We start from the raw sequence: 25,236 nt of genomic DNA on the forward strand, positions 1-25,236 counted from the left end.
CGATCCTCTGCAGATCGAAGGAGCAGTCATGCAGATCGGCATCTTCACCATCGGCGACGTCACCGCCGATCCCACCAGCGGCACGATCCCCACCGAGAGCCAGCGGATCAAGGCCACCGTCGCGATCGCGAAGAAGGCCGAGGAGATCGGGCTTGACGTCTTCGCCACCGGCGAGCACCACAACCCGCCCTTCATCGCCCCGGCCAACCCGCCGATCCTGATGGCGCACCTGGCCGCCGTGACCCAGACGCTCATCCTGTCGACGGCCACCACCCTGATCACCACCAACGACCCGGTGCGCATCGCCGAGGACTACGCCTATGCGCAGCACCTGGCCGACGGCCGCATCGACCTGATGCTCGGCCGCGGCAACACCGGCCCGGTCTACCCCTGGTTCGGCAAGGACATCCGCCAGGGCATCAACCTGGCCCTGGAGAACTACAACCTGCTGCACCGGCTGTGGCGCGAGGACGTCGTGGACTGGAAGGGCAAGTTCCGCACGCCCCTGCAGGGCTTCACCGCCACGCCCCGTCCGCTCGACGAGGTGCCGCCCTTCGTCTGGCACGGCTCGATCCGTTCCCCGGAGATCGCCGAACAGGCCGCATACTACGGTGACGGCTTCTTCCACAACAACATCTTCTGGAACATCGAGCACACCATGCAGATGGTCGACCTGTACCGCCAGCGCTACCAGCACTACGGCCACGGCCGGGCGCAGGATGCGATCGTCGGGCTGGGGGGACAGTTCTTCATGCGCAAGAACTCGCAGGACGCGGTCAAGGAGTTCCGCCCCTACTTCGACAATGCGCCGGTCTACGGACACGGCCCGTCGCTGGAGGAGTTCAGCTCCATGACCCCGCTGACGGTCGGATCGCCCCAACAGGTGCTGGAACGCTACCTGGGAATGACCGAGAAGGTGGGCCACTACCAGCGCCAGCTCTTCCTGATCGACCACGCCGGCCTGCCGCTCAAGACCGTGCTGGAGCAGCTGGACCTGCTGGGTGACATCCTGCCCGAGATGCGCAGGGGCTATGCCCAGGGGCGTCCGTCCAACATCCCCGAGGCGCCCACCCACGCATCGATGGTGGCCGAGCGGGGTGCCGTCGCCGAGGCGGCACAGCACCACTTCGGTGACAAGAAGGACATCTGGACCGGGACCAGCGACCGCGACCAGAACGATCTTTGAGCGGCGCCCCGGGAAGAAGATCGGGTCAGATGTCCAGAAGCTCTTGTGGGCCAGGGGTCGGCGACGGTTCGCCGACCCCTGGCCGTGTGATGATCGTTGCCGAGGCCGCAGTCGCCCCGGTCACGCTTGTCCCCAGATGACGGGACAATTCCGGGCTCGGAACTGAAGACACCTTGTGGGAAGTCCCGACGACTGCGGATCTGGCGCGATGGGCACGTACCGTCGTTGGCGAGGCCCGAGTCGGGGGACCGGTGTCATCAGAAGGGAATCATGAAGGCAACTTCACTGACCATGGGGGCACTGTGTGTTGCCGGGATCTTCTCGGCTGCCGCGACGGCCCACACCGCCGGCATCAAGGCGATCTGGATCGCCCTGGCGATGATTGCACTGGCGCCGATGCTCGGGCTGGAACTGAGCGTACGCCGCAAGCAGGAGCCGGCCTTGGCCGTCGCCGCCCCGGCCGTGGTCGCATCCGGTGCCGAGGCCGTCGAGAGTGAACAGCTGGCCGAGGTGATCCACGTCGACTTCAGACGGGGCCGCGCCGCCTGATCCGGCGCACCTGGTCCGCATTGCCGGGACCAGCGCCTGAATTCCCATCGCCCGCCTCAGGCACCCAGCCGCATCCACGCCGTCGAGCGGGAACGCACCGCCAGCGTCGCCAAGCGGGCCAACAGGTAGCCGCCGTAGGCGAACCACAGCCAGACCACGCCCGCCTGCAGGTGGTTGACCAGCAGCGCCAGCGGCAGGTAGGCCAGCGTCGCCACCAGCCCGGCCCCGGCCAGGTAGCGGGCATCGCCGGCGCCGATCAGCACGCCGTCGAGCACGAAGACCACGCCCGCGGCCGGGGTGATCACCGCCAGCACCACCAACAGCCGGGACAGCAGGTGCTGCACGTCGGTGTCGGCGGTGAAGACCGGCACCAGCAGCGGGCGCACCAGTACCAGCAGCAGCGCGAAGACCACCCCGCCACCGGCGCCCCACCAGCACAGCCTCGCCGTGATGGAGCGCACCCGGTCGGGGTCGCCGGCGCCCAGGCAGTGGCCCACCAGGGCCTGCGCGGCGATCGCCAGTGCGTCCAGCGCCAGGCACAGGAAGGCCCAGATCGAGTTGTTCACCTGGTGGGCAGCCAGGCCCACCTGCCCGGTTCGCGCGGCGACGGCGACGGTGGCGGCCAGGCTGACCTGCAGCCAGACGCTGCGCAGCACCAGCCAGACGCCGCCCTGGGCAGCCTCCAGGACGCCGTGCAGCCGGATGCCCATCGGGGTGCCGACGGCCCGGGCACCGCGCAGCACGACGGTGGCCAGTACCGCCGAACCGATCGCCTGGGCCAGCAGCGTGCCCAGGGCGGAACCGCGGATGCCCATGTCCAGCTGGTACATGAACAGGTAGTTGAGCCCGATGTTGGCCAAGTTCATCGTCACCGCCACCCGCAATGGGGTGCGGGTGTCCTTCAGCCCGCGCAGCACCCCGGTCGAGGCCAGCATCAGCAGCAGCAACGGCAGGCCCCAGCCGGCGGTGCGCAGGTAGCTGACGGCTTGCGCGGTGACCTCCGGGCTCGCGCCGTACCACCCGACCACCGTCGGGGCCGCTCCTTGCAGGGCCAGGGCCAGCACCAGGCCGAGACCGAGGCCCAGTGCCATGCCGTCGATGCCACCGGCCAGCGCACGGGCATGGTCGCCCGCACCGATGCGCCGCGCCACCGAACTGGTGGTGCCGTAGGCGAGGAAGACGCACAGGCCGTTGATGATGGCCAGCACGCTGGTGGCCAGGCCCAGGCCGGCCAGTTGGGTGGTGCCGAGGTGGCCCACCATGGCCGAGTCGGCCATCAGCAGCAGGGGTTCGCTCACCAGGGTGGCGAAGGCGGGGATGGCCAGGGCGGCGATCTCGCGCCCGATCCCCGGGGCGTTCCTGCGGTCGCGCTGCTCGACGGGGGTGCTCACCGGCCCCACTCTAGGACGGGCCGGCGGAGGCAGCGGCCGGGAATGTGGCGGCCGCCGCAGGTGTTGTCGTGGTGAAAGGGTGAGTACATGAACATCGTTGCCATCAGCGCTGGACTGGGGGATCCGTCCAGCAGCCACATGCTTGCCGAGCGCCTCGCGACGGCGACCGGTGCCGACCAGGTGCGCCACGTCGAGCTGCGCCTGGTTGCGCACGAACTGGTCAATGCCCTGCTCACCAGGGTGCAGTCGCCGGCCCTGGCCGAGCTGGTGGAGGCGGTCGTCGACTCCGACGGCTTGGTGGTGGTCAGCCCCGTCTTCAACGCGCAGCACTCCGGACTGTTCAAGATGTTCTTCGACGTCCTGCACGAGGGTGCGCTGCTCGACAAGCCGGTCCTGCTCGCCGCCACGGGCGGCAGCTCGCGCCATTCGCTGGCCATCGACTCCACCATGCTGCCGCTGTTCTTCTACCTGAAGGCCGCCGTGGTGCCCACCAGCGTCTTCGCCGCCACCGAGGACTGGGGCCATTCCAGTTCGGGTCTGGACGATCGCATCGTGAAGGCCGCCCAGGAGCTGGCCGAGATGGTGCGACTGCGCTCCGGTGACTCGCTGGCCGAGCGGGTCGACGACGAGCAGCCTGCCTCGCGGCTGGCCGAGCCTTCGAAGGCGAAGGGGGCCAAGCGGGCCGACGCCGACGACATCACGCTCAGCAAGAGCTTCCAGGAGATGTTCGACGCGATCTGATCCTCGGCGCGAGCGGTGTTCGACGCGAGCGGTGTTCGACATGATCTGGGGCTCACACCCGCCGCATCGCTGCCACACAGACGACGCACAGGCTTCGTCGCGAATGTGGAGCCATGAACACGACGAGCAACCAGACCCCCGCCCCCACCACCCGCACTGGCGCCCTGCGCCGGACCATGGCCGGCCTGCTGGCCGCCGGCACCATCGCCTTCGGCGGCCTCGGCACCCTCTCGCCCGCCGACGCCTCGGCCGCCGGTGTGCGCCAGCAGGCCGTCGCAGTGCAGACCACCAGCCTCCAGGTGTCCCCGGCCACCACCGGCTCCGAGCCCAGGCGCGGCGGCGAGTGAGCAGAACTCGACTGGCACCGTCCATCCGGTGAAATCTTCAGGAAAGTGGGGCATCCCCGCACCGCAGCCCCGTTGATTCCCGTGACCACGGGAAATGCGGCCTTTTCCCCGGTCTGGGGCCAGTTGGTGGCGTCACCCCGCATCCAACCGCCCCGGCTACTGGCGATGATCTTGCAGACAAGGGAATCGTCTCTCCCGGGGCCATCTGTTGTCCATGACGGGCTCTTCCAGGAGCACGTCGACAGCCGTCATTATGACGGTGGGCGGGTTTGGGACATTCGTGCAACTCTCGCCGCATGGCACGCACGAGCACTGCCAGGAAGTCATCGCCGATACGGTTGTCGGCCACGCCTTCCGGCAGCCCCACCACCGACACCGGAGCACCAGAGGCCTCTGCACAGACGCCTCTGGCCCGGGCAGCAGCAACCCCCTTGGGCGCCCACTTGAGGCCACGCCGCAGTCCGCGCCTGGTCGCAGCCGGAGTGCTGCTCGCCAGTCTCGGCGGCCTCGGCGGGGCCATGGCCTACCAGCAGGCCTCACACGCCAACCAGGTGCTGGTGACCACCCGCACCGTGCCCCGCGGCAGCGAACTGCGCCCGTCGGACCTGGCCGTGGTCACCATCGGTCAGGCACCCGGGGTGCACACCGTGCCCGCCGAGCAGCTCTCCAGCCTGGTCGGACGCCATGCGCTGGTGGACCTGCCCCAGGGCTCCCTGATAGGTGCCTCGTCGATCGGTGAGCTCGCGTTGCAGCCCGGACTCACCCAGCTCGGCCTCAAGCTCGCCCCCGGCCGCCTGCCCAACCAGGCCCTGCCGCAGGGAACTCCCGTCCAGCTGGTCGAAGTGACCTCCGACAAGGCCGAATCCACCTCACTGCTGGTCGATGCTCAGGTGGTGGTGGCCCCCAGCACCCTGCCCGACGGCAGCACCCGCGTGCTCGACGTCTCCGTCCCCGAGGCCCAGGCGCAGCGCTTGGCCGACCTCGCCGCCCGCGACCTGCTGGTCGTGGTGCGACGCCCCGGAGGCTGAGATGGCCCTCATCGTGCTCACCAGCGCCGCGGGATCCCCCGGCGTCACCACCAGCGCGCTGGGCCTGGCCTTGCAGTGGCCGCGCGATGTGCTGCTGGTCGACGCCGACCGCGATCCCGCCCAGGCCCTCCAGTCCGGCTGGTTGCGGGGCGCCGACCTGGCCGGCCGGGGACTGGCCGCCCTGGCCGGTGCCCACCGTGAACACCGCTCCCTGTCTGAGGAGCTGTGGCTGCAGACCATCCCGCTGGACCAACAGCCTGACCAGCGCACCCCCGAGACGATGCTCGAGGCCGGCGACGAGGCCCGGCGACGACCCGAGCGACGTTTCCTTCCCGGCTTCACCCATCCCGGCGCGGTGAGCCTGTTCACCCCGGTCTGGCAAGGGCTCTGCGATGCCCTGCTGGCCCTCGACCAGGTGGGCACCGACGTGCTCGTCGACGCCGGACGGATCGGCCGCGATGGACTGCCCGAACCGCTGGTGGCGGCCGCACACCTGGCGTTGGTGACCTGCCGCAGCTCCCTGCCCTCACTGGCCGGGGTACGCCTGCACCTGCCGACCCTCCAGGCCCAGGCCGAGGGGGCGGCCACCCACGTCGAACTGCTGGTGGTCGGCCCCAACCGGCCCTATGCCAGTGCCGAGATCGGCACCCAGTTCGGCTGCCCCGGCCACAGCCTTGCCTGGGAGCCCCGCCACGCCGCAGTGCTCTCCGACGGGAGCCCACCGCCCCGCGGACTCGGCCAAGGAGCCTTGGCGCGCAGCCACCGCGCGCTGGCCTCCAGCCTCGCCGAGCAGAGCCGTCGTCGCTCCGAGGTGGTCGCCGGGACCCGCTCCAGCCAGGACTGGGGCAAATGATGGCACGTCAGGATGCCGTCACCCCCGAGCTGGGGAAGGCACTGGCCGGGCTCGGCGCTCCCCGCCCGGTGAACCACCGGCCCCAGTGGTCCGTGCCCCGCCCCGCCGCCGCAGCCGAGGACGTCGTGCCCGGCCCGCAGGTGGACTGGGAGGTGGTGGTGCTGTTGCGCCGCCGCGCCTCAGAGCAGATCACCGACGCCAGCGAGCACTTCAGCAGCGACCGCGGCCACGCGATGGGCGCCGAGGACCGCCGCATGATGGGCCGATCGGTCATCCGCCAGGTGGTGCGCGGCCATGCCGAGGAGCTGGCCCGGCAGGGGCAGGCGCTGTGGCCGCTGGAGCTGGAACAGGCCTATGCCGCTGCCGTGGAGAATGCGATCTTCGGCTACGGCCGGCTGCAACCGCTGTTCGAGATCCCCGATGCGGAGAACATCGAGATCCACGGCTGGGACGGTGTCGTCGTGCAGTACGGCGACGGCCGTCGCGAACCGCACCCGCCCGTCGCCAGCTCCGACGAGGAACTGGTGGAGGCGATCAGGTTCCTCGGCGAGTCGGCCAACCCGAGCCGTCCCTTCGACGACGCACACCCGATGATGACCCTGGCGCTGGGCAACCGCTTCCGCCTGCACGCGATCGCCTTCGGCCTGAGCTACCGGCCCAGCATCATCATCCGCCAGCACATCCTCACCTCGATCAGCCTACGCCAGCTGGCCGAGGGCGGCATGATGCCGCTGGAGGTGGCCAAGCTGCTCCACGAGGCGATCCTGGCCCGCAAGTCGATCGTCGTCTCCGGGGACCAGGGCGCAGGAAAGACCACCTTGCTGCGTGCCCTGATCGACGCGATCCCTGCCACCGAACGCTTCGGCACCCTGGAGACCGACTACGAGCTGCTCACCCACCTGCAACCGGGCCGCACGAACATGCTGGCCCTGCAGGCGCGCATCGGCATGGGGGAGCGGGGTGCCGATGGCAGCCGCACCGGAGAGTTCACCATCGGCGACCTGATCCCCGAGGCCCTGCGGCAGAACCTGTCGCGCCTGGTGGTGGGCGAGGTGCGTGGCGGAGAGGCCGCGGCCATGTTCGAAGCCATGCAGTCGGGCGCCGGCTCGCTGAGCACCACCCACTCCCACTCGGCGGCCTCCACCATGGACCGCCTCGCCTCGCGCGTCGCCCAGGGCGGCGTGCTGGGCATCGACGAGGCCTACCGGCAGATCGCGCACAACATCCACCTGCTGGTGCACGTGCGGCTGGTCGACGACACCTGGCGCGGCGGGACCCGCAGCCGCCACATCAGCGAGATCCGGCTGCTCACCGGCGCCATCGAGGGCGGACGGCCCGTCACCCACCTCGTCTACCGGGCCGGGACGGCCACCCGGCAACCGGTCTGGCACCTCGATCCACAGCTTGTGGACGAGCTGGTCGAGTTCGACGGCAGTTTCGAGGCCTCACGATGAACCAAGTGGTGGCCGGACTGTGTGCCGCGGCCGTCGTCGCGGGCCTGTTGCTGCTTGTGGACGGGATTCGACCCCGGCCACGAGAGTTTTCCACAGGTTCGTCCACAGATCTGTGGAGAAGTCTGGGTCAACGGTGGACGAAGCGCTCCCGAGCCTGGCGGATCCGTGCCGGACTGGCCGCCGCCGGCGCCCTCGTGCTCTTCCTCGTCACCGGCTGGCCCGTGATGTTGCTCGCCACCCCCGCGCTGGTGATGGGGCTGCCCGCCCTGCTCGCCGACCCGCCCAATCGCGACATCGAGGTGCTGGAGGCCCTCGACCGCTGGGTGCGCTCGCTGGTCTCGTCGCTGCCCACCGGCAAGTCCATCACCGACGCCATCCGCGCCACCGCACCCCAGGCGCCGGCCACCATCCGCACCCCGGTGCAGCTGGTGGTCGCCCGGCTGGAGGCGCGCTGGACCACCCGCGAGGCCCTGCTGGCCCTGGCCGACGACCTCGACAGCCCCGACGCCGATGCCGTCATCGCCGCCCTGGTGCTGGCCGCCCAGCGCGGCGGGCAGGGCGCCACCGCCACCCTGTCGGGCCTGGCCGATTCCATCCAGGCAAGGCTTCGCGCCCTGCGCGAGATCGAATCGGAACGCTCCAAGCCGCGCATCGTGGTGCGCCAGGTGACCGTGATCAGCATCGTCGCGCTGTCCGTGGCGGTGGTGGCCAGCCCCGGCTTCTTCGCCCCCTACGGCAGCCCGATCGGGCAGCTGATGGTCTGCCTGCTGCTGGCCGGCTATGTCGGCTCGCTGATGGCGATGCGTCGGGTGACCCGTCCGCGCCAGCGCGAACGCATCCTGCGCCGCCCGGGCCTCGCGGAGGTGGGCCATGCCTGACCTGACGATTGCCGTGGTCGCCCTGTGCGGCTGCCTGCTGGCCGGTGGCCTCTTCCTGGTGGGGCTGGGGCTGCGCGGACGCCCGCCCCGGCTCGACGACGCCCTGGCATCTCTTGCCGGGCAGCAGTCCGCCGAGACCGTGGAGCGGGTCGAGGTCACCGATGAGGAGCTGCTGCCGCGGCTCGGTGCCTGGGCCTTCACGCGGCTGCGGCTTCCCTTGTCGGCTCGCAGCCGGCAACTGCTGGCCTTGCGGGGACGCTCCATCGGGGACTTCGTCGCCGAGAAGCTGTTGCTGGTGCTGCTCGGGCTGGCCACGCCGCTGCTGGCCACCGCCGCCCTGCAGGGCATGGGGCAGCTGGTGCGTCCCGTGCCGCTGGTCGCCTCGATCGCGTGCGCGGTGGTGGGCTGGGTCTGGCCCGACATCGCCCTGCGCCGCTCCGACGAGGGAGTGCGTGCCGATGCCGGCGAAGCGCTCTACACCTACTTCGACCTGGTGACGCTGGAGCGGCTGGCCAATGCCTCGGCCAGCCAGGCGATGCTGCAGGCCGCGAGCCTGTCCGACTCGGTGCTGTTCACGCGCCTGCGCACCGCCCTGGAGCGTTCCCGGCTGGAACAGCGCCCGCCGTGGCAGGAGCTGCACCGGCTCTCCCAGGAGCTCTCGCTGCCGCAGATTGCCGACATCGCCGACGTGATGCGCCTCGACGAGCAGGGTGCCGCGCTCACCCCGGCCCTGCGGGCGCGCGTCGCCGAGCTGCGCGATGCCCACCTGGGCAGGGAGAAGCTCGCCGCCCAGCAGGTCTCGGAACGGATGACGGTCTGGATGGTCATCCCGTCGATGATCTTCGGCCTGGCCTTCCTGACCCCGCCGATCCTCACGCTGCTGGGGCTCGGATGAGTTCTCCACAGCTGTCCACAGATTTCCCGTCAATTGTCCACAGACCTGTGGACAACTGACAGCCCGTCGCCACACTCCTGTTGAAAGGAAACCTGACATGAATCGCAAGAACGTGAACCTCGACCTCCTGGTCGGCCTCGTCGTCTGCCTGCTCCACCCCATCGAGCCGCCCGGCGCCGGTGGGCGACGTGACGAGCGCGGCTTGTCCCAGTCCACCGAGAACGCGGTCCTGCTGGCCGGCGCGGTCGCCATCGCGATCATCGTCGTCACCGCCGTGAAGGCCTATGTCACCAAGAACATGCCCAAGTAGGACCCGATGAAGCCCCGCCTGCCCGCCCCGCCAGTGCCCCGCACCGAGCGCGGCATGTCCGAGTCGATCCAGTGGGCCGTGCTGCTGCCGGTCCTGCTGCTCAGCGTGCTCGGCATCATCCAGGCCGGCATCGTCCTGCACGCCCGCACCGCCGCCCACCATGCCGCCCTGGCCGGGGCGGAGGCCCAGTCGCTGGCCGGGCAGGGCAGTGGCGTCGCAGAGCGGGTGGCCCGCGAGGTCGCGGGCCAGTCAGGCCTGCTCGACGTGCAGGTGCGGGTCGGCGGGGCCGGTGAGGTGACCGTCGACGTGGAGGGTCGCGTGGACGGCTTCTTCCCGATCGGCCCGCGCACCGTTCAGGCCCACGCCGAGATGCCCAGGGAGGCGCCATGAGCCGTATCAACAGGGCTCCGGCGGAGCCTCGCTGCGACGAGCGCGGCTCGGTGGCCCTCGAACTGGTGCTGGTGGTACCCGTGCTCGTGCTGGTGCTGTGCGTGCTCACGGCCGGCTGGCGGCTGTGGACGGCCCGCACCCAGGTGCAGCAGGCCGCCTCGGCCGCCGCCCGCGCCGCGACCTTGGAACGAGAAGCCGGCGCCGCCCGGGCACGGGCTGTGCAGGTGGCCCAGGCCAGCCTCCAGGTACCCGGGCTGCAGTGCGGGGACCAGCGGATCGACATCAACCTGTCCGGCTTCTCCACAGCCCCCGGCGCCGAGGCCGACGTGGCCGTGATGGTCTCCTGCCGGATTCCGCTCGCCGACCTGCTGGTTCCCGGACTGCCCGGCTCCTGGCAGGTGCAGGCCGACCAGTCCCACCGACTCGACACCTTCAGGGAGAGACGACCATGACGCGCGTGCTGAGGGGCCTGGGCTCGCTGGTGACCCTCGTGCTGCTGGTGGCCGGTGCCCCGCTCCTGCTGTTGCGGACCGGACGGCTGGGAGGCATCACCGGCCTCGACTGGGACGCGCTGGTGCGGGTGCCCGACACCGGCGCCTTCCTGCTGGCCGTCATCACCTTGGTCGGATGGGTGGCCTGGGCGGTGGTCCTCGCCTCGGTGCTGGCCGAGCTGGCACGACTGGTGAGCCGGGGACGGGTGCGCATCCGGATTCCTGGCGCCGGCTTGGCTCAGTCCGTGGTCGCCGTGTTGGTGGCGGCCGTGGCGGCCATGGTGGTGCCACCTGCCTCGGCAGCGGCGCAGCAGGCGGAGCGTCCGGCGCCCATCACCGCCAGCGCGCACCCGCACGCGCCTGCCAGTCCGTTCGCGCGTCCCGAGGCTCCCGTGCCGAGCGCGGCTCCGGATGGCTCCGTCCCGGACCGCACGGCGCAGACCCCTGCTCCTGAGACTCCACCCGGGCCGCAGCTGCGCACCCACCGCGTGGTGGCCGGTGACGACCTGTGGAGCATCGCGGAAGAGCACTACGGCGACGGCACCCGCTGGCGCCAGATCGCTGCCGAGAACCAGATCAGCGACGTCACCCGTCTGGAGGTCGGGGCCGAGCTGCGCCTGCCGGGTCTTGCCGTGGCGAAGCCGGGAACCGACAAGACGGAACCGGCAGGCCCACGGGAGCACGTCGTCGCCCCCGGCGAGAGCCTCAGCCAGATCGCCGCCGACGAGCTGGGCGACCGGGAGCGCTGGCCCGAGATCCAGCAGCTGAACGAGTCCGCAGTCACCGATCCGGACGTGGTGCAGCCCGGATGGCGGCTGACCCTGCCCGACGCGCCCTCCCGCGACCGGCAGCCCCCGGACCCCACCGAGCAGGCCGGGGATCGCGCGGGGGCCGCGGCCTCACAGCCGACGAGCTCGCAACCGACCAGCCAGCAGAGCCGGCCCAGCCAGTCCGATGGGTCCAGTCGACCCAGTCAGCCCGACGGGTCCAGTCGACCCAGTCAGTCGGGCGAGCCCAGCCGATCCTCGGAGCCCTCCCAATCCCCTGGGGCCGTGCAGGGCCCGACCCGACCTGCCCAGCCGTCCCGGGCGAGCCTCGCCCCGACGCAGGCTCCCGAGCTGGAGGCGACCTCGCAGACCCTCGACGTGCTGGGGGACCCGAGCCGGGCCGTGCTCGGGGGCATGGGGGTGCTGCTGGCCGCAGCCATCAGTTCCGCCCTGGTGGCGCGACGACGCGAACAGCTCGGCGGGCGGGGCCTTGGCCGCCGGATCACGTTGCCGGACCGTGAGGGCCTGAGGCTGGAGTCGGCGATGGCCAGGGCAGCCTCGACGGTGCAGGAGGCTCCGGTGGAGGCCTGCCCGACCTCGGTGCTGCTCGGCGAGACTGACAATGGCGAACCCGTACTGCACGACCTGGAGGCCGTCCGCAGCACCGCCGTCCTGGGTGATCCTGAGGGGGTCGCCGGTCTGCTGGCGGCCACCACCACCGGTTTGGCCCTGCAGCCCTGGTCGGCCGAGAGCCGGCTGGTACTCGTTGGTGAACTGCCCTGGATGTCGCTGTTGGACCATCCGCAGCTCACCCACCTGCCCGATGCGGAGCAGGGCCTCACCCACTTGGAGCGCAGCCTGGCGGCCCGGCGGGTCGCGCTGGGGCGGGCCCGGCTCGAGGTCGAGGCGCGGGACGGGAATGTCGACCTGGAGCGCCTGCGCCAGGACCCCGACCGGTGGGAGGCCTGGGCGCCTCAGGTGCACGTCTTCGCCGAGGCGCTGGACGAGCAACAGTGGCGCCGCATCACCGCCGGTCTCGACGGCGCCGCCGTGGGGATCAGTGTGCTGGCCGCCGCCCGGACGGTGCCGCGCTGCGGGGAGATCATCGAGGTCACCGCGCAGCCGTCCGGAGAAGAGCCCGCCCCCGACCAGGGCGTCCATGACCAGGGCACACCGGGCGAGGACGCGCAGGACGAGGTGCCCGCCACCCCGCCGGTCGCACGCCTGTGCTCCACCGGCGAGACCTTCACCGCCCACCAGCTGCAGACGCGCGTGCGACGAGCCCTGGTCGGGCTTCTGCAGGCCAGCAGCGGCGACGAGGACCTCCCAGCCCCATGGTGGGCCGACGACCTACCCCCCACCATCACGCCCATCGACCAGCGCAGCGCTGTCCACGAGCTCGACGAGGAGACCCCTGTGGCACCCACCGGTGAAGACCACCCGATCCTCAAGCTGCTCGGCCCGATCGAGTTGGATGGCGCGCAAGGACCGGAACCGACCCGGGCTCGTCGCCAGTGCATCGAGTACGCCGCGTGGATCCACTGCAATCCCTGCGCCACGGCGACGATGATGGCCCGCCAGCTACTGGTGGCCGAGGGCACCCGCCGCTCCAACATGAGCCGACTGCGCACCTGGCTGGGTACCGACGCCAACGGCGAGCCCTACCTGCCCGATGCCTACTCCGGACGCATCCAGCTGCACCCTGGCGTCAGCACCGACTGGGAACGGGTGCAGCTGCTGGTGGGCCGCGGGGTGAACCACACCGACACCGGCACCCTCACCGAGGTGCTGCGGATGGTCCGCGGCGCCCCGCTGGCCGATGCGGCGCCGGGGCAGTGGCACTGGGCCGAGGAGCTGCGCTGCGACATGGCCTCGGTGGTGCGCGACGTCGGTGTCGTGCTGGCGGAGCGGGCCCTGCAGGCCGGCGACGTCGACCTGGCCCGGTGGGCCGCCAGCCGCGCCCTGGTCGTCGCCCCCAGTGACGAGATGCTGCTGCGCGCCCGGATCCGCACCGAGCACCGGGCCGGCAACCGCCTGGAGGTGGAGCGACTGGTGATGCAGGCCACCCGTGCAGCCCGCGCCCAAGGGGTTGACCTCGACGACCAGACGGTCATGCTCGTGCAGGAGGTGATGGAAGGACGCCAGCGCGCGCGAGGTGCGTGACTGGTGTCCTGCGCAGTCCGGCAGCAGTCCAGCAGCAGCGCGGACACGGGCGCGGCCGAGGCTGTGGCCACGGTGGCCAACAGCGCGACCAGGGGTGTGGCTGACGGCGTGGCCGGCTCAGAGGTTCGCCGCCACCGTCTGGGCCAGCAATTGCTGGCCATCGGCGCCCAAGTGGATGCCGTCGTCGGCGAAGATCCCTCCCTGCCCGGGAGCAGTTGCGCCGTCACCCAACTCGTCCACCGGCACGAAGACGGCACCCGCCCCGTCGCACGCCCGGCGGCTGGCCCGGTCCAGGGCAGCGGCATCGGCGCGCAGCAGCCCGGACAGAGGCCAGCGCACCGGCTGCGCGTCGGCCACCGGGGGGACACCGAGCACCACCAGGCGTCGCCCGTCGCGGCGCAGCAGGCGCAGCGTCGCCGTCAGCTCCTCGCCCCACTGGCGCACCTCCCGGCGGGAGAGCAGGTCGTTGAAGCCCACCGCCAGCACCACCACCTGAGCCGAGGGTGCCACCAGCTGCACCAGACGGCCATGCACGTCGGCGATGTCGGCGTCGTCCTCGGCCACCACCTGCCACAGCACCTCGCACCGCTCCCGGTCAGCCAGCAGCTGCCCGAGCAGGCCGGGCAGTGCCTGGGCAGCACTCCCCAGACCGGCGCCGGCGGCTGTCCGGTCGCCCAGCAGCACCAGGTGCAGCCGCTCCAGGGAGCCCGCCGGCGCCCCCGCGTCCCGCACGGTGGGCCGGCACACCCCGTGCCGGTCGGCGGGAGAGGAGGTCAGGCCGGTCAGCGACTCGCGGCCCTGCCGCACGGCCACCGGGCGCAGCATCGACAGCAACGGGTTCATGCCCGAAATCCTAGGCATCGGGAACAGTCCGCGGGAGAATGGCGCCGTACGGAGAGTAGAAAGTTCAACGAAGGAGAGTCATGAAGATCGCCATCATCGTCGGCAGCACCCGCGACAACCGCGTCGGACGTGGCATCGCCGACTGGGTCGCCGCCCGCGCCGAGACCCGCACCGACGCCACCTTCGAGCTGGTCGACCTGGCCGACGTCAACCTTCCGATGCTCTCGAGCGCCGTCCCTCCGGCCGGCCTCAACAAGCAGTACACCGAGCCCGAGGTGCAGGCCTGGAGCCAGAAGATCGACGAGTTCGACGGCTTCGTCTTCGTCACCCCCGAGTACAACCACGGCGTGCCCGCCGCCATGAAGAACTCGGTGGACGTCATCGGGCCGGAGTGGATGAAGAAGGCCATCGCCTTCGTCGGCTACGGGGCATCCGGCGGCGTGCGCTCCGTCGAGAACTGGCGCACCATCGTCGCCAACTTCAACATGTACGACATCCGCAATGCCCTGGAGATCAACATCTTCACCGAGATCGGCGAGGACGGCTTCGAGCCGAGCGAGCGCCGCGTCGCCGAGATCGCCGACCTCTTCGACACCCTGGTGCCCGCCGCGAAGGCCATGGCCACCCTGCGCTGAGGCGCAACCCTCGACGAGTACACGACCGGCGTCGAGGCGTGCTCCTCACACCCCGGTGCCGCGTTTCACGTGAAGCATCCTCAGCACAAGCGCCGCGCGGCGCTCCCGGCCTGGGCGCCGTAGCCGCCACCGAAGAGCACCGCATGCACCAGCAGGGGATGCAGCTGGTGCAGGGCCGTGCGCTCGCGCCAGCCGTCACCGGCGCCCCAGGCCTCGGCCCACGCGTCGCCGAGGCGTCGAAGGTGCGGGGCGCCGAAGAGGTCAAGCATCGCCAGGTCGGTCTCGGCGTGCCCGCCATGGGCTGCCGGGTCGATCAGCACGGCGCCGTCCCGGGTGAACTGCAGGTTGCCCGCCCACAGGTCGCCGTGGATGCGGGCGGCGGGACGGTCGTCGTCGAAGTCACCGTCGACCAGGCGCGCGCAGGCCCTTTCCACGGCATCAAGCGAGGCAGCGTCGAGCGAGCCGGCGTCGAAGGCCCGGCGCGCGAAGGGCAGCACCCGGAAGTTCGCGTAGAACTCGCCCCAGCGCGGCATCGGGGCCGACGGCATCGGCAGCAGCGCGTCGCCGATGAAGCCATCGCCCTGCCACCCCGTGGGGGCCGCGCCGAACCCGGGCGCGCCGAACAGGTGGGTGCGGGCCAGTGCCCGCCCGAAGTCCTCTGCGGCCTCGACGGTCGCCAAGCCGGGCACCAGTTCCGGTTCGCTGAGGTGGTGCTCGTCGAAGTCCAGCACCTCGACCACCGCGGCGCCGCCCTCCGCCGTCGCCTCAGCGAGCCAGCCGAGCCCAGCCGCCTCCCAGGCGAACAGGCCCCGGGGCGCCCCGGCGCGACGCTTGGTGAAGATCGGTTCCCCAGCCATGGTCAGCGGAGTCCGCGGATGCGATCCTTCAGGCTCTTGGCCTGGGGCTTGGACTCGTCGACCCGCTCATCGAGCTCGATCCAGCGGGAATCACAACCGGGGCAGCGATAGACGGGAGCGCCCTCGACCTTCTCGCCGGTCTTGAGGATGCCGCAGCCGTCCTCGCAGGGATGGGTTTCGATGAAGCGTGCTGGCATGGTCCAATCCTGCCCGACCGGTCAATGCCTGCCGCCCTCAGTCCTCGATGGCGCGTCAGTCCTCGATCGCGCGTCAGTCCTCGATGGCGCGTCGCGGCCTCGCCACAGGTCCGGGCTCCGGCGGGGCGGCATGCTCGGGCTGGACGGGCATGGCCGGGTCAGCTGCCACCGTCGACGCGCTGGTCCCGGCCGTCCCGGCAGCTCCAGCAGCCCCAGCAGTCTGCTCGGACGCGGCCGTCGCGGGCTCTCCCGGCCCGAACCGTCGCGGCCACCAGAAGCGGTCGCCCAGCAGCAGCGCCAGCGAGGGCACCAGCACCGTGCGCACCACCAGGGTGTCGAGCAGCACGCCGATGAAGATCACCACGCCCAGCTGCGCCAGCACCACCAGCGGCAGCACGCCAAGCACGGCGAAGACCGCAGCGAGCAGGATTCCGGCGCTGGTGATGACGCCACCGGTGGCGGTCAGCGCCCGCAGCATGCCCTTGCGGCTGCCGAAGGTCTTGGCCTCCTCGCTGGCGCGGGTCACCAGGAAGACGTTGTAGTCCACGCCCAGCGCCACCAGGAAGACGAAGGCATAGAGCGGCACCGAACCGTCCATCCGCTCGAAGCCCAGCAGGCCGAAGACCCACCAGGACAGGCCCAGCGCCGAGACATAGGTGAGCAGCACGGTGCCCACCAGCACCACGGGCGCCACCAGCGAGCGCAGCAGCAGCACCAGGGCCGCGAAGACCAGGCCCAGCACGACCGGGAAGATCACCAGGCGGTCGCGGGCATTGCCGTCCGCCTTGTCGATGCGCTGCGCCTCGGTGCCGCCCACATGGGTCCCGGACAGGTCGCCCACGGCCTCGCGGATGGCGAGCACGGCATCGCTCGACTGCTGGCTGCCGGGGGTCGCGTCGACGATCGCCTGCAGCTCCAGCACGCCGGCGCCCTGCGCGGTGGGATTGACCTGGCTGACGCCCTCGACGCCCTTCACGGCGGCGACGACCTTCTGCACCTGCTCGGGCTGGGTGGTGATGACCACCGGGTTGGCGGCGCCGGCCGGGTAGGACTCGGCCAGGCGTTCGGCGGCGGCGATCGCCTCGGGTTTCTTGAGGAACTGGTCGGCGTCGCTGAGCCCGGTCGAGATCTGTGTCAGGCCGATGGCGCCCAGCGCCAGCAGCAGGGTGGAGCAGACGGCCACCGCGCCTGGCCGTCGCTCGACGAAGCGGCCCACGCGGGACCACACGGAGGTCTGGCTCTCGGCCAGCGAGGCCTCGCCCACCGTCGGGGTGCGGGGCCAGAAGATGCCCCGCGGGAAGGCCACCAGCGCGCCGGGCAGCGCCACCAGCACGAAGAAGGCGGCCACCAGCACGCCCACGGCGCAGGCGACGCCCAGGCCGCGAGTGCTGGGGAAGACCGACAGCACCAGGGTCATCAGGCCGACGAAGACCGTCGACGAACTGGCCACGACGGGCTCGACGGTGCGTCGGGCCGCCACCCGCATGGCCTCGTGCCGGTCCTCGTGGCGGCGCAGCTCGTCGCGGTAGCGCGAGATCAGCAGCAGGGCGTAATCGGTGCCGGCGCCGAAGACCAGCACCGACAGGATGCCGGTGGTCGACTCGTCCCAGGCCAGACCCGCCAGCGACAGCACGTGGGTGGCCAGCACGGCCGCGAACCGGTCGGCGATGCCCACCACCATCAGTGGGACGATCCACAGCACCGGCGAGCGGTAGGTGAAGACCAGCAGGATCGCCACCACCAGCGCGGTGGAGCCGAGCAGCTTCACATTGGCCCCGTCGAAGACGGCTCCGAGGTCGGTCTGGATGGCGGCCGGGCCCGTCACCTGCGAACTGACTCCAGCAGGCAGGCCCTTGGCTGCCTCGGCCCGCAGGGCGGTGACCTGGTCGTCGTACTCGCTGGCACCGACACCCTTGACGGTGACCGGCACCATGACGGCGGTGCCGTCCTGGCTGGGGATCACCGGCGGACGCTCCTGCCCCGTGATCTGGGCGGCCTTCTGCGCCAGGGCTGCCATGGCGGCACGGTCGAGCCGGCCTTCGGTGGTGAACAGCACGATCGCGGTGCTGGAGTTCTTGTCCGGCAGCTTCTGCTGCGCCTCGGCGACGAGGGCCGACTCCCGCCCGGCGGGCAGCTGGTCGAGGCTGGACCGCTCATGGGCGGCCTCGCCGAGACCCACCATCGCCCCGACCGCGGCCAGCAGCAGCGCCAGCGTCAGCAGGGGCCAGGCCCAGGGGCGTCGCCGGGCGCTCCCAGCAGTGGCAGGGGTGGTGGGGGAAGTGCTCACGGTGTCGCCTTCGTCGGTGCTGTCGCTGGGAGGGGTCGGGGTCAATCTAGCGGGAGGCACTGATGGCCCGGGCAGGCACGCCAGCAGCGGGCGTGCCACCATGGCCGAGTGTTCCTGACCCTCTTCACGTGCCTGGTGCTCGGGGTGGCCTGTGTCGTGCTGGCCATCCTGTGGCTTCGGGCCCGTCGCGAGCTGGCGGCATCCGAAGCCACCCGCGAACGGCTGGCCGAGCTGGTGGAGGCGCGCGTCGAACGCCCGAACCTGTTCGGCCACGAGGTCCGCACGCCCCTGGCCCTGGTGCACGGCGCGGCAGAGCTGTTGGCCGAGCAGAGCCCCGGCCCCCTCAACGAGCGGCAACGCGAGTTCGTCGAGACGATCGCCACCAATTCGCGGCAGGTGATCGCCATGGCAGAGGACCTGCTCGTCGAGGCGCAGCTGCAGGAGGACATCTTCGAGCCACGCCTGCAGGAGCTCGAACTGCGAGGGCTGGTGCGCGCCACGGTGCGCGAGGTACGACGGGTGACCAGTGCCACCCTCGTCCTGGTCGATGCCGGGGCGCCCATCGTGGTGCGTGCAGACCCGGACCTGCTGCGCCAGGCCCTGTGGAATCTGGTGAACAATGCCGTGCGACATGCCGGCGACCAGGAGACGGTGACCGTCGAGGTGCAGACCAGTGGAAACGAGGCGGTGCTGCAGGTGACCGACCAGGGCCGCGGGATGGACTGGCAGGAGCGGGAGCGGCTCTTCGAGCCCTATGCCGTAGGTGCCTCGCGCCGCCCCGGAACCGGACTGGGGATGATGGTGACGCGACGGATCATCGAGCGCCACGGGGGACGCATCCTGGTGGACACCCAACCGGGGCATGGCACATCAATGCTGCTGGTGCTTCCAGTGCTCGATGGGGACGAGGAGGACGGCAATGAGTGGTGAGGCTGGGCGCGTGCTGGTGGTCGACGACGAGACGCAGATGCTCGGCATCGTCGCCTTCGCCCTCGAGACGCAGGGTTTCGAGGCAGTGCAGGCCCGCAGCGTCGAGGAGGCCTGGCGGCGGTTCTGCCAGGAGCACTTCGACCTGGTGGTCCTGGACGTGACCCTTCCTGGAGCCAGCGGGGTGCAGCTGTGCGAGCGTCTGCGGGTCGATTCCCAGGTTCCCGTGATCCTGCTGACGGCACGGGCTGCGGAGTCAGATCGCATCGCCGGACTGCTCGCAGGCGCCGATGACTACGTCACCAAGCCGTTCTCTCCTCGGGAGCTGGCCCTGCGCGCACAGGCGATCGTGCGCCGGACGCGTGCAGTCACGCCCGCCGACCAACTGGTGACCAATGGTCCGTTGGAGATCGACCCGGTCCGTCGCCGTGCCCGGCTCGACGGTCGAATCCTGCAGCTCAGCGACGTGGAGGGGCGGCTGTTGTTGGCCCTGGCACGACACGTCGGCCACGTGGTCACCTGGTCGGAGCTGCTCAACGAGGTGTGGGGCACAGGGGAGCACGCCGGCGGGCGCGACATGATCAAGACCACCGTGTACCGCCTGCGCCAGCACCTGGGGGACGGGGAGTGGATCACCTCGGTCCGCGGCAGTGGCTACCTGATGCCGGTCGTGGAGGACACCCGCCCGGACCCGTCATGACGCCAGGCCGTGCCCGGCGCGGGTGGCTGCTGCGGCTCGTCACAACTTGGACCGTCCTGCTGGTCGTGGCATCGGTCCTTGTCCAGAGCGCCCGGCGGGAGCGTTCACTGAGCGTGCTCTGCAGTTCCGTCGAGGAGGCGTGCGAGCAGTGGACGCGCACCTTCACCGAACACACCGGTGTCGAGGTGGTGATGGTGCGGATGAGCTCCGGGGAGGCGCTGACACAGGTGCTCCGCGCCGACGGCGAGTTCGACGTCTGGCATGGCGGCCCTTCCGATCTCTACGAAGTGGCCCGTGCCCACGGCCAGCTGGTTGCCCACCGCAGCCCGCAGGCCGCCTTCGTCCCCGCCCGCTTCAAGGCCCGCGACGGCAGTTGGACCGGGGTCTACCGAGGCATGCTGGGTTTCTGCTCGAACCGTCGGGTCCTGGACCAGCTGGGAGTGCCCCCGCCCCGTCGCTGGGAGGACCTGCTCGACAAGCGGCTGGCCGGTGCCGTCTCAATGCCAGACCCCCGCACCTCGGGGACTGGATGGACGATGCTGTGGACAGTGCGGCAGCACACAGGCAGTGACGAGGCGACAATGCAGTGGCTGGATCGGCTGCAACCCAATGTCCTGCAGTACACCAGCTCGGGCGTGGCCCCGAGTGGCATCGTTGCGCGCGGCGAGGCGGCCGTGGGCGTCACCTTCACCCAGCACTGCGTGCGGGCCCAGGACCGCGGGGCGCAGCAGCTGCTGGTGGGCCACCCGCAGGGAGCCACCGGCGCCGAGACCGGAGCCGTCGCGATCCTGCGCTCGGGCAGCAATGACGCGCTGGCCCGCAGCTATGTCGACTTCTCCATCAGCCCCGCCTCCCAGGCCCCCGCGGGTGACCTGGCGGTGCAGCAGCTGCCGACCCGCTCCGACGTCCCCACCGATCCCCGCCTGCAGCTTCCTGCCGGGACCGTCGAGCTGGTACCGCCGGACCGGACGGCCTCCCGCCGCCAAGAGCTGGTGCAGGCCTTCGACCGCGAGGTGCACCCGTGACGGCCAGGCGCGTGGCCTCCCGCGCACCGGTGGCCTGGGCCGCGCTGTCCATCGGCCTGGTGGCCCTGGCCCTGCTGCCGCCCCTGCAGCGGGCCGGCGCCGGACGTGGTGCGGCGCTGTCGACGCTCTCGGCCCAGGCCCCGGTGCTGGGCAACACGGTGCTGTTGGGCCTGGGCCAAGCAGCGGCGGTCGCGGTGCTGGCAGGCGTCCTGGCGCTGGCCCACTCCCACGACTTCCGAGGCCGCCGGTTGCAGCACCTGCTGCTGGTGGCACCCCTGCTGCTGCCGCCCTGGGCGATGGCCCTGGCGCTGGTGGTGCTCTTTGGACGGGCTGGTCTGCTGCCTGATCCTACCGGTCGCAGCATCTACGGGGCAGATGGGCTGTTGCTGGCCGGGAGCCTGCAGATGCTGCCGCTTGGATACCTCGGGATGCTCGTAGGGCGTCGCGGCGTTGACCAGCGAGCCATTGACCAGGCCCGCGTGCTCGGAGTGCCGGGGCCGGTGGCCAGGCGGCGGTTCGCGTGGCCACGGCTGGCAGAGGCGACGGTTGCGGTGGGCGTGATGGTCTTTGTGGAGGCCATCACCGACCTGGCCAACCCGCTCGTGCTGGGCGGCGGCTTCGAGGTGCTCGCCTCACGTGTCCATCTGGCCGTGGCGACCGAGTACGACTTGGCAGGCGCTGCCGCACTGGCCGTCGGGCTGGCCCTGCCGACTCTGCTGCTCTCGGTTCCGGCCCTGCGTTCCTCGGTGCGGGCCAGTCACCTGCACGTGCTGCGCTCGCCGGCGCCGGCCCAGCGAACCAGGCCGGAAGGGACTGTCTGGCTCGCGGTCGCCGTCGCCTGGGTCGTCGCCGGGGTGAACACGGCCCTGCTGGCCACCGTGGTGCTCGGATCCCTTGGCCTGGGCTCGGGCGACAGTCCCGGCATCCAGTACCTGGGGGCGGCCGTCCAAGGTCGGGGACGTGAGGCCTTGGGCCACAGCCTCGCCCTGGCCCTGCTGGTGCTGCCCCCACTGGCGGTCACGGCGGTGGGCCTGGCCCTGGTGGCGCGACGCTCCGGAGCCTGTGGCCAAGTGGTGCGCGCCAGCCTGTGGCTGCTCGGAGCACTCCCCGGCGTGCTGGTGGGGGTTTCCCTCCTACTGGTGGTGAACCAGGTCGGGAGCGGTCGGGCCGCTTCCCAGGCCTTCGGGTGGATGACGGCCGTCGCGATCGGCCTGGTACACCTGCTGCGGACGCTACCCAGTGCGGTGGAACAGCTGCTGGCGGTGTTGGACCAGCAACCCCGTGGTGTCGAAGAGACGGCCCGGCTGCTCGAGCCGCGGCGCGGGCGGCGCTTCGTCGCACACCGGTGGCCGCTGCTGGCCCCGGTGATGGGGCAGGTTCTGGTCACCAGCTTCCTGCGCACCCTGACGGCAGTCAGCTCGGTGGTCTTCCTCACCAATTCACACGTCGCCCTCAGCAGCGTGCGGGCACTGTCGCAGATCGACGTCGGTCACGTGGCAGGCTCGTGCGCGACCGCGGTCTGGCTCTCGGCCCTGGGGCTGTTGGTGGTCGCGGCGTGCCGCCCGGTGCGACCGACCGGCGAGTGACTAGGAGGGGAGGCAGCATGCTGCGTGCGCAGGGCCTCGGTCTGCACATCGGCGGCCAGGCCGTGCTCGAAGACGTGACGCTGAGCGTCGACGAGGGCCGTTCCCTGGCAGTCGTCGGAGCCTCGGGCAGTGGCAAGACGACCTTGCTGCGTGTCCTTGCGGGACTCGAGACCAGCCATGCGGGGCGGGTCTGGGTGGCCGGGCGTGAGGTGACGGGGCTGGAGCCGCACGAGCGGGGCATGGCCATGCTCAGCCAGGAGGCCGACCTGTTCGACGACCTCAACGTGCGCCAGAACATCGCCTTCGGCCTGGCCGCCACCGGACTGCCGCGCTCCCAGTGGGAGGAGCGTGTGGAGGTGATGGTGCTGCGCCTCGGACTGGTGGGCCTTGAACATCGCTGGCCACACCAGCTTTCGGGAGGCCAACGGCGACGGGTCGGGCTGGCGCGGGCCTTGGTGGTGCAGCCGAAGGTCCTGCTGCTCGACGAGCCGCTGGTGGGTCTGGACGACGCGATGCGCCTGCAGTTCGCGATCCTGCTGCGCCAGCAGCAGCGACGCTTCGGCACCACCGTCGTGCATGTCACGCACGACCAGCAGGAGGCCCTCTCGTCGGGCGACCGGCTGGCGGTGATGCAGCACGGCCGCGTGGTGCAGCAGGGCAGCGCGCAGGAGGTGCACGCTCGGCCCAGCACCACACAGGTGGCCGCCTTCCTGGGGCAGACCACCTTCCTCGACGTGCAGGTGCTGGAGGTGGCGGCCGGGCAGGACCACACGGGGGGTGCCCGGGCCAGGGTCAGGGTGCTTGGCCAGGAGCTCGAGGTGGCCGCCCATCCCGACCTCGCGGAGCACCCGATCGGGCTGTCGGGTCCTGGCCGGCAGCGGGCCTGTCTGATGGTGCGGCCGCACGCCGTCCAGGTGGAGGCACTCGCCGGGCCGGGCACTGGGGGATGGCGCACCGTCGATGTCTACGACGAGGTGGGTCTGGTGCAACTGGAACTGTTCTGCGGTGACCACCTGCTACATGTGGTCGAGACAGAGCGCGGCAACCTGCAGGTGCGCTCGCCCTTGGGTCTCTCACTGCTGCCCGGAACGACGGTCCGGGTCCGCCTGCTGCCCGAGCACTGTTGGCTGCTGCCGGGAGCGGGCAGCTGAGGGCGGGGCCGGAGCAGTCCAGGTGGAGGCTCCGCGCAGGGGTTTGGTGACAGGCGCGCAGGGGGTTGGTGACAGGACTGTCACCAATTGTCACCGAAAGAGGCAGCATCTGGGGTCTGGGGCATTCGACGATGGGTGGGCAATGGTGCACCCTCGTGCACCCCCTCTCCATTGGGAGCACGTCATGTCACACACCGCCACCCAGGGGCAGCGCAGCTGGCTCTCCTCACCGCCGCCCGCGCCGCGACTTCCCGCCGACGAGCAGGCCGCCAAGTACCCCAGCTGGCGCCTGCGCGTCTTCCTGGGCATCTTCCTCGGCTACGCGGGCTTCTACCTGATCCGCAACAACATTCCCCTGGTCGCCACGGTGCTGATGGACCAGGGCAAGCTCGACAAGGTCGACATCGGCCTGATCGCCAATGCCGCCCTGATCGCCTACGGGTTGAGCAAGTTCTTCATGGCGACGCTCTCCGACCGGTCCAATGCGCGCTACTTCCTGCCGCTCGGCCTGGCGTTGTCGGCCCTGGTGAACCTGGCCGTCGCCTTCGTCCCCGCGATCTCCGCCTCCGTGGCGGTCTTCAGCTTGGTGATGTTCGTCAACGGCTGGTTCCAGGGAATGGGCTGGCCGCCCTGCGGCCGAGTGCTCGTGCACTGGTTCAGCACCAATGAGCGCGGCTGGAAGACGGCCATCTGGAACTGCGCCCACAACGTGGGCGGCATGGCCGTGGGTGCGCTGGCGGCCTGGGGCCTTGCCCTGTCGGGTGGGGCCTGGCAGGCCGCCTTCTGGCTGCCGGCCATCTTCGCCCTGGTGGTGGCCGCCATCGCCTTCGTGCTGATCCGCGACACCCCCGAGTCGATCGGCCTGGCGCCGATCGAGGAGTTCCGTGACGACCCGGCCAAGGTGGAGGCCTCCGAAGTCTCCACCGAGCAGCTCGGCTACTGGCAGACCATCGTCAAGCACGTCCTGCTGCGCCCGACGATGATCTACCTGGCCCTGGCCAATGTCTTCGTCTACGCCCTGCGCTATGGCGTGCTGAGCTGGACCCCCACCTACCTCAAGGAGGTCCACCAGGTCTCGGTGACCAAGGGCATCGCAGGCTTCAGCCTGTTCGAGCTGGCCGGCATCTTCGGCACCCTGGCCTGTGGCCTGATCTCCGACCGCGTCTTCAAGGGCAACCGGACCAAGACCGGCATCACCTTCCTGCTGGGCGTGGGAATCTTCCTGGTGGCCTACTGGCTGAGCCCGGTCGGCACGCCCTACTGGCTGCTGATGGTCTACCTGTTCTTCATCGGCGCCTTCATCTACGGCCCGGTCATGCTGATCGGCCTGCAGGCCCTCGACATGTCGGCCAAGAGCGTCGCCGGAACCGCGGCCGGCTTCACCGGCCTGTTCGGCTACGTGATCGGCGCGACGATGGCCTCCACCGGTGTCGGCTGGGTGGTCCACCACTACGGGTGGAGCACCACCTTCGCCGTACTCACCGGCTGTGTCATCGCCGCAATGGTGCTGATCGCCCTCGTCGGCCCCGAGGAGAAGCGACTCATGGAGCACCACGCCAGCCGCCGCTGAGCTGCCAGTGGCACT

The 25,236-nt window shown here is 70.9% G+C and carries 25 protein-coding genes; 20 read left to right on the forward strand and 5 right to left on the reverse strand.

Features of this window, described 5'->3' with window-relative positions; translation table 11 throughout:
* Positions 1-28: 28 nt before the first annotated feature.
* Together ACYVKA_RS04455 and ACYVKA_RS04460 are read left to right on the forward strand one after the other, a co-directional pair.
* Positions 29-1,186, forward strand: coding sequence for an LLM class flavin-dependent oxidoreductase (locus tag ACYVKA_RS04455; protein WP_460703303.1), 1,158 nt, complete (start codon positions 29-31; stop codon positions 1,184-1,186).
* Positions 1,187-1,456: 270 nt separating this feature from the next.
* Positions 1,457-1,735 (forward strand): hypothetical protein, encoded by a 279-nt coding sequence (locus ACYVKA_RS04460; protein ID WP_460703305.1) that lies wholly within the window; start codon positions 1,457-1,459, stop codon positions 1,733-1,735.
* Between the two features lie 56 nt (positions 1,736-1,791).
* On the opposite strand, the gene ACYVKA_RS04465 is transcribed toward ACYVKA_RS04460, so the two are convergent.
* Positions 1,792-3,126 carry an MATE family efflux transporter gene (locus ACYVKA_RS04465; protein ID WP_460703307.1) on the reverse strand — a complete coding sequence of 445 codons (1,335 nt, stop codon included), beginning with the start codon at positions 3,124-3,126 and terminating at the stop codon, positions 1,792-1,794.
* Positions 3,127-3,213: 87 nt separating this feature from the next.
* On the opposite strand from ACYVKA_RS04465, the gene ACYVKA_RS04470 reads away from it, so the two are divergent.
* The 11 genes from ACYVKA_RS04470 to ACYVKA_RS04520 all read left to right on the forward strand — a co-directional run bounded on the left by ACYVKA_RS04470 (position 3,214) and on the right by ACYVKA_RS04520 (position 13,443).
* Entirely contained in the window at positions 3,214-3,867 is a 654-nt protein-coding gene (locus ACYVKA_RS04470) for a CE1759 family FMN reductase (protein ID WP_460703309.1), read from the forward strand.
* A gap of 113 nt (positions 3,868-3,980) precedes the next feature.
* Positions 3,981-4,214: a hypothetical protein gene (locus tag ACYVKA_RS04475; RefSeq protein WP_460703311.1), complete on the forward strand. Its 234-nt coding sequence runs from the start codon at positions 3,981-3,983 to the stop codon at positions 4,212-4,214.
* A 443-nt stretch (positions 4,215-4,657) separates the two neighbouring features.
* Complete coding sequence (locus tag ACYVKA_RS04480; protein ID WP_460703313.1) at positions 4,658-5,242, forward strand: SAF domain-containing protein; 585 nt, start codon at positions 4,658-4,660, stop codon at positions 5,240-5,242.
* A gap of 1 nt (position 5,243) precedes the next feature.
* Positions 5,244-6,095 (forward strand): hypothetical protein, encoded by an 852-nt coding sequence (locus ACYVKA_RS04485; RefSeq protein WP_460703315.1) that lies wholly within the window; start codon positions 5,244-5,246, stop codon positions 6,093-6,095.
* Complete coding sequence (locus ACYVKA_RS04490; RefSeq protein WP_460703317.1) at positions 6,092-7,549, forward strand: CpaF family protein; 1,458 nt, start codon at positions 6,092-6,094, stop codon at positions 7,547-7,549. Before ACYVKA_RS04485 ends, ACYVKA_RS04490 begins: the two co-directional genes overlap by 4 nt.
* Positions 7,546-8,427: a type II secretion system F family protein gene (locus ACYVKA_RS04495; RefSeq protein WP_460703319.1), complete on the forward strand. Its 882-nt coding sequence runs from the start codon at positions 7,546-7,548 to the stop codon at positions 8,425-8,427. The genes ACYVKA_RS04490 and ACYVKA_RS04495 overlap by 4 nt, the downstream gene beginning before the upstream one ends.
* Positions 8,420-9,322, forward strand: a complete 903-nt coding sequence (locus tag ACYVKA_RS04500) for a type II secretion system F family protein (RefSeq protein WP_460703321.1) — start codon at positions 8,420-8,422, stop codon at positions 9,320-9,322. The genes ACYVKA_RS04495 and ACYVKA_RS04500 overlap by 8 nt, the downstream gene beginning before the upstream one ends.
* Positions 9,323-9,419: 97 nt before the next feature.
* Complete coding sequence (locus ACYVKA_RS04505) at positions 9,420-9,632, forward strand: hypothetical protein (RefSeq protein WP_394276919.1); 213 nt, start codon at positions 9,420-9,422, stop codon at positions 9,630-9,632.
* A gap of 6 nt (positions 9,633-9,638) precedes the next feature.
* Positions 9,639-10,022, forward strand: coding sequence for a TadE/TadG family type IV pilus assembly protein (locus tag ACYVKA_RS04510; RefSeq protein WP_394276920.1), 384 nt, complete (start codon positions 9,639-9,641; stop codon positions 10,020-10,022).
* Entirely contained in the window at positions 10,019-10,474 is a 456-nt protein-coding gene (locus ACYVKA_RS04515) for a TadE/TadG family type IV pilus assembly protein (protein ID WP_394276921.1), read from the forward strand. Before ACYVKA_RS04510 ends, ACYVKA_RS04515 begins: the two co-directional genes overlap by 4 nt.
* Positions 10,471-13,443, forward strand: coding sequence for a LysM peptidoglycan-binding domain-containing protein (locus tag ACYVKA_RS04520; RefSeq protein ID WP_460703323.1), 2,973 nt, complete (start codon positions 10,471-10,473; stop codon positions 13,441-13,443). The genes ACYVKA_RS04515 and ACYVKA_RS04520 overlap by 4 nt, the downstream gene beginning before the upstream one ends.
* Positions 13,444-13,560: 117 nt before the next feature.
* Here the strand turns inward: ACYVKA_RS04520 and ACYVKA_RS04525 are convergent, their stop codons facing one another.
* Entirely contained in the window at positions 13,561-14,286 is a 726-nt protein-coding gene (locus ACYVKA_RS04525; RefSeq protein ID WP_460703325.1) for a GDSL-type esterase/lipase family protein, read from the reverse strand.
* Positions 14,287-14,366: 80 nt separating this feature from the next.
* On the opposite strand from ACYVKA_RS04525, the gene ACYVKA_RS04530 reads away from it, so the two are divergent.
* A complete protein-coding gene (locus tag ACYVKA_RS04530) occupies positions 14,367-14,921 on the forward strand; it encodes an NADPH-dependent FMN reductase (RefSeq protein ID WP_394276924.1) in 555 nt (184 codons plus the stop codon).
* Between the two features lie 80 nt (positions 14,922-15,001).
* Here ACYVKA_RS04530 and ACYVKA_RS04535 read toward each other — a convergent pair whose 3' ends face one another.
* The 3 genes from ACYVKA_RS04535 to ACYVKA_RS04545 all read right to left on the reverse strand — a co-directional run bounded on the left by ACYVKA_RS04535 (position 15,002) and on the right by ACYVKA_RS04545 (position 18,262).
* Positions 15,002-15,778, reverse strand: a complete 777-nt coding sequence (locus ACYVKA_RS04535; RefSeq protein WP_394276925.1) for a fructosamine kinase family protein — start codon at positions 15,776-15,778, stop codon at positions 15,002-15,004.
* A 2-nt stretch (positions 15,779-15,780) separates the two neighbouring features.
* Positions 15,781-15,975 (reverse strand): hypothetical protein, encoded by a 195-nt coding sequence (locus ACYVKA_RS04540; RefSeq protein ID WP_394276926.1) that lies wholly within the window; start codon positions 15,973-15,975, stop codon positions 15,781-15,783.
* A gap of 73 nt (positions 15,976-16,048) precedes the next feature.
* A complete protein-coding gene (locus tag ACYVKA_RS04545) occupies positions 16,049-18,262 on the reverse strand; it encodes an MMPL family transporter (protein WP_460703327.1) in 2,214 nt (737 codons plus the stop codon).
* Positions 18,263-18,370: 108 nt separating this feature from the next.
* Here ACYVKA_RS04545 and ACYVKA_RS04550 point away from each other — a divergent pair, with 108 nt between their 5' ends.
* The 6 genes from ACYVKA_RS04550 (at position 18,371) to ACYVKA_RS04575 (ending at position 25,221) form a co-directional block, all read left to right on the forward strand.
* Positions 18,371-19,192 carry a sensor histidine kinase gene (locus ACYVKA_RS04550; RefSeq protein WP_394276928.1) on the forward strand — a complete coding sequence of 274 codons (822 nt, stop codon included), beginning with the start codon at positions 18,371-18,373 and terminating at the stop codon, positions 19,190-19,192.
* Complete coding sequence (locus ACYVKA_RS04555; RefSeq protein WP_460703330.1) at positions 19,182-19,889, forward strand: response regulator transcription factor; 708 nt, start codon at positions 19,182-19,184, stop codon at positions 19,887-19,889. The genes ACYVKA_RS04550 and ACYVKA_RS04555 overlap by 11 nt, the downstream gene beginning before the upstream one ends.
* Positions 19,886-20,914, forward strand: a complete 1,029-nt coding sequence (locus ACYVKA_RS04560) for an extracellular solute-binding protein (RefSeq protein ID WP_460703332.1) — start codon at positions 19,886-19,888, stop codon at positions 20,912-20,914. Before ACYVKA_RS04555 ends, ACYVKA_RS04560 begins: the two co-directional genes overlap by 4 nt.
* Positions 20,911-22,500 (forward strand): ABC transporter permease subunit, encoded by a 1,590-nt coding sequence (locus ACYVKA_RS04565; RefSeq protein WP_460703334.1) that lies wholly within the window; start codon positions 20,911-20,913, stop codon positions 22,498-22,500. Before ACYVKA_RS04560 ends, ACYVKA_RS04565 begins: the two co-directional genes overlap by 4 nt.
* A gap of 17 nt (positions 22,501-22,517) precedes the next feature.
* On the forward strand, positions 22,518-23,651 hold the full coding sequence (locus tag ACYVKA_RS04570) for an ABC transporter ATP-binding protein (RefSeq protein ID WP_460703336.1): 1,134 nt from the start codon (positions 22,518-22,520) through the stop codon (positions 23,649-23,651).
* Between the two features lie 184 nt (positions 23,652-23,835).
* Positions 23,836-25,221 carry an MFS transporter gene (locus ACYVKA_RS04575; protein ID WP_460703338.1) on the forward strand — a complete coding sequence of 462 codons (1,386 nt, stop codon included), beginning with the start codon at positions 23,836-23,838 and terminating at the stop codon, positions 25,219-25,221.
* Positions 25,222-25,236: the final 15 nt, after the last annotated feature.

It is taken from the genome of Luteococcus sediminum (genome assembly GCF_054783495.1).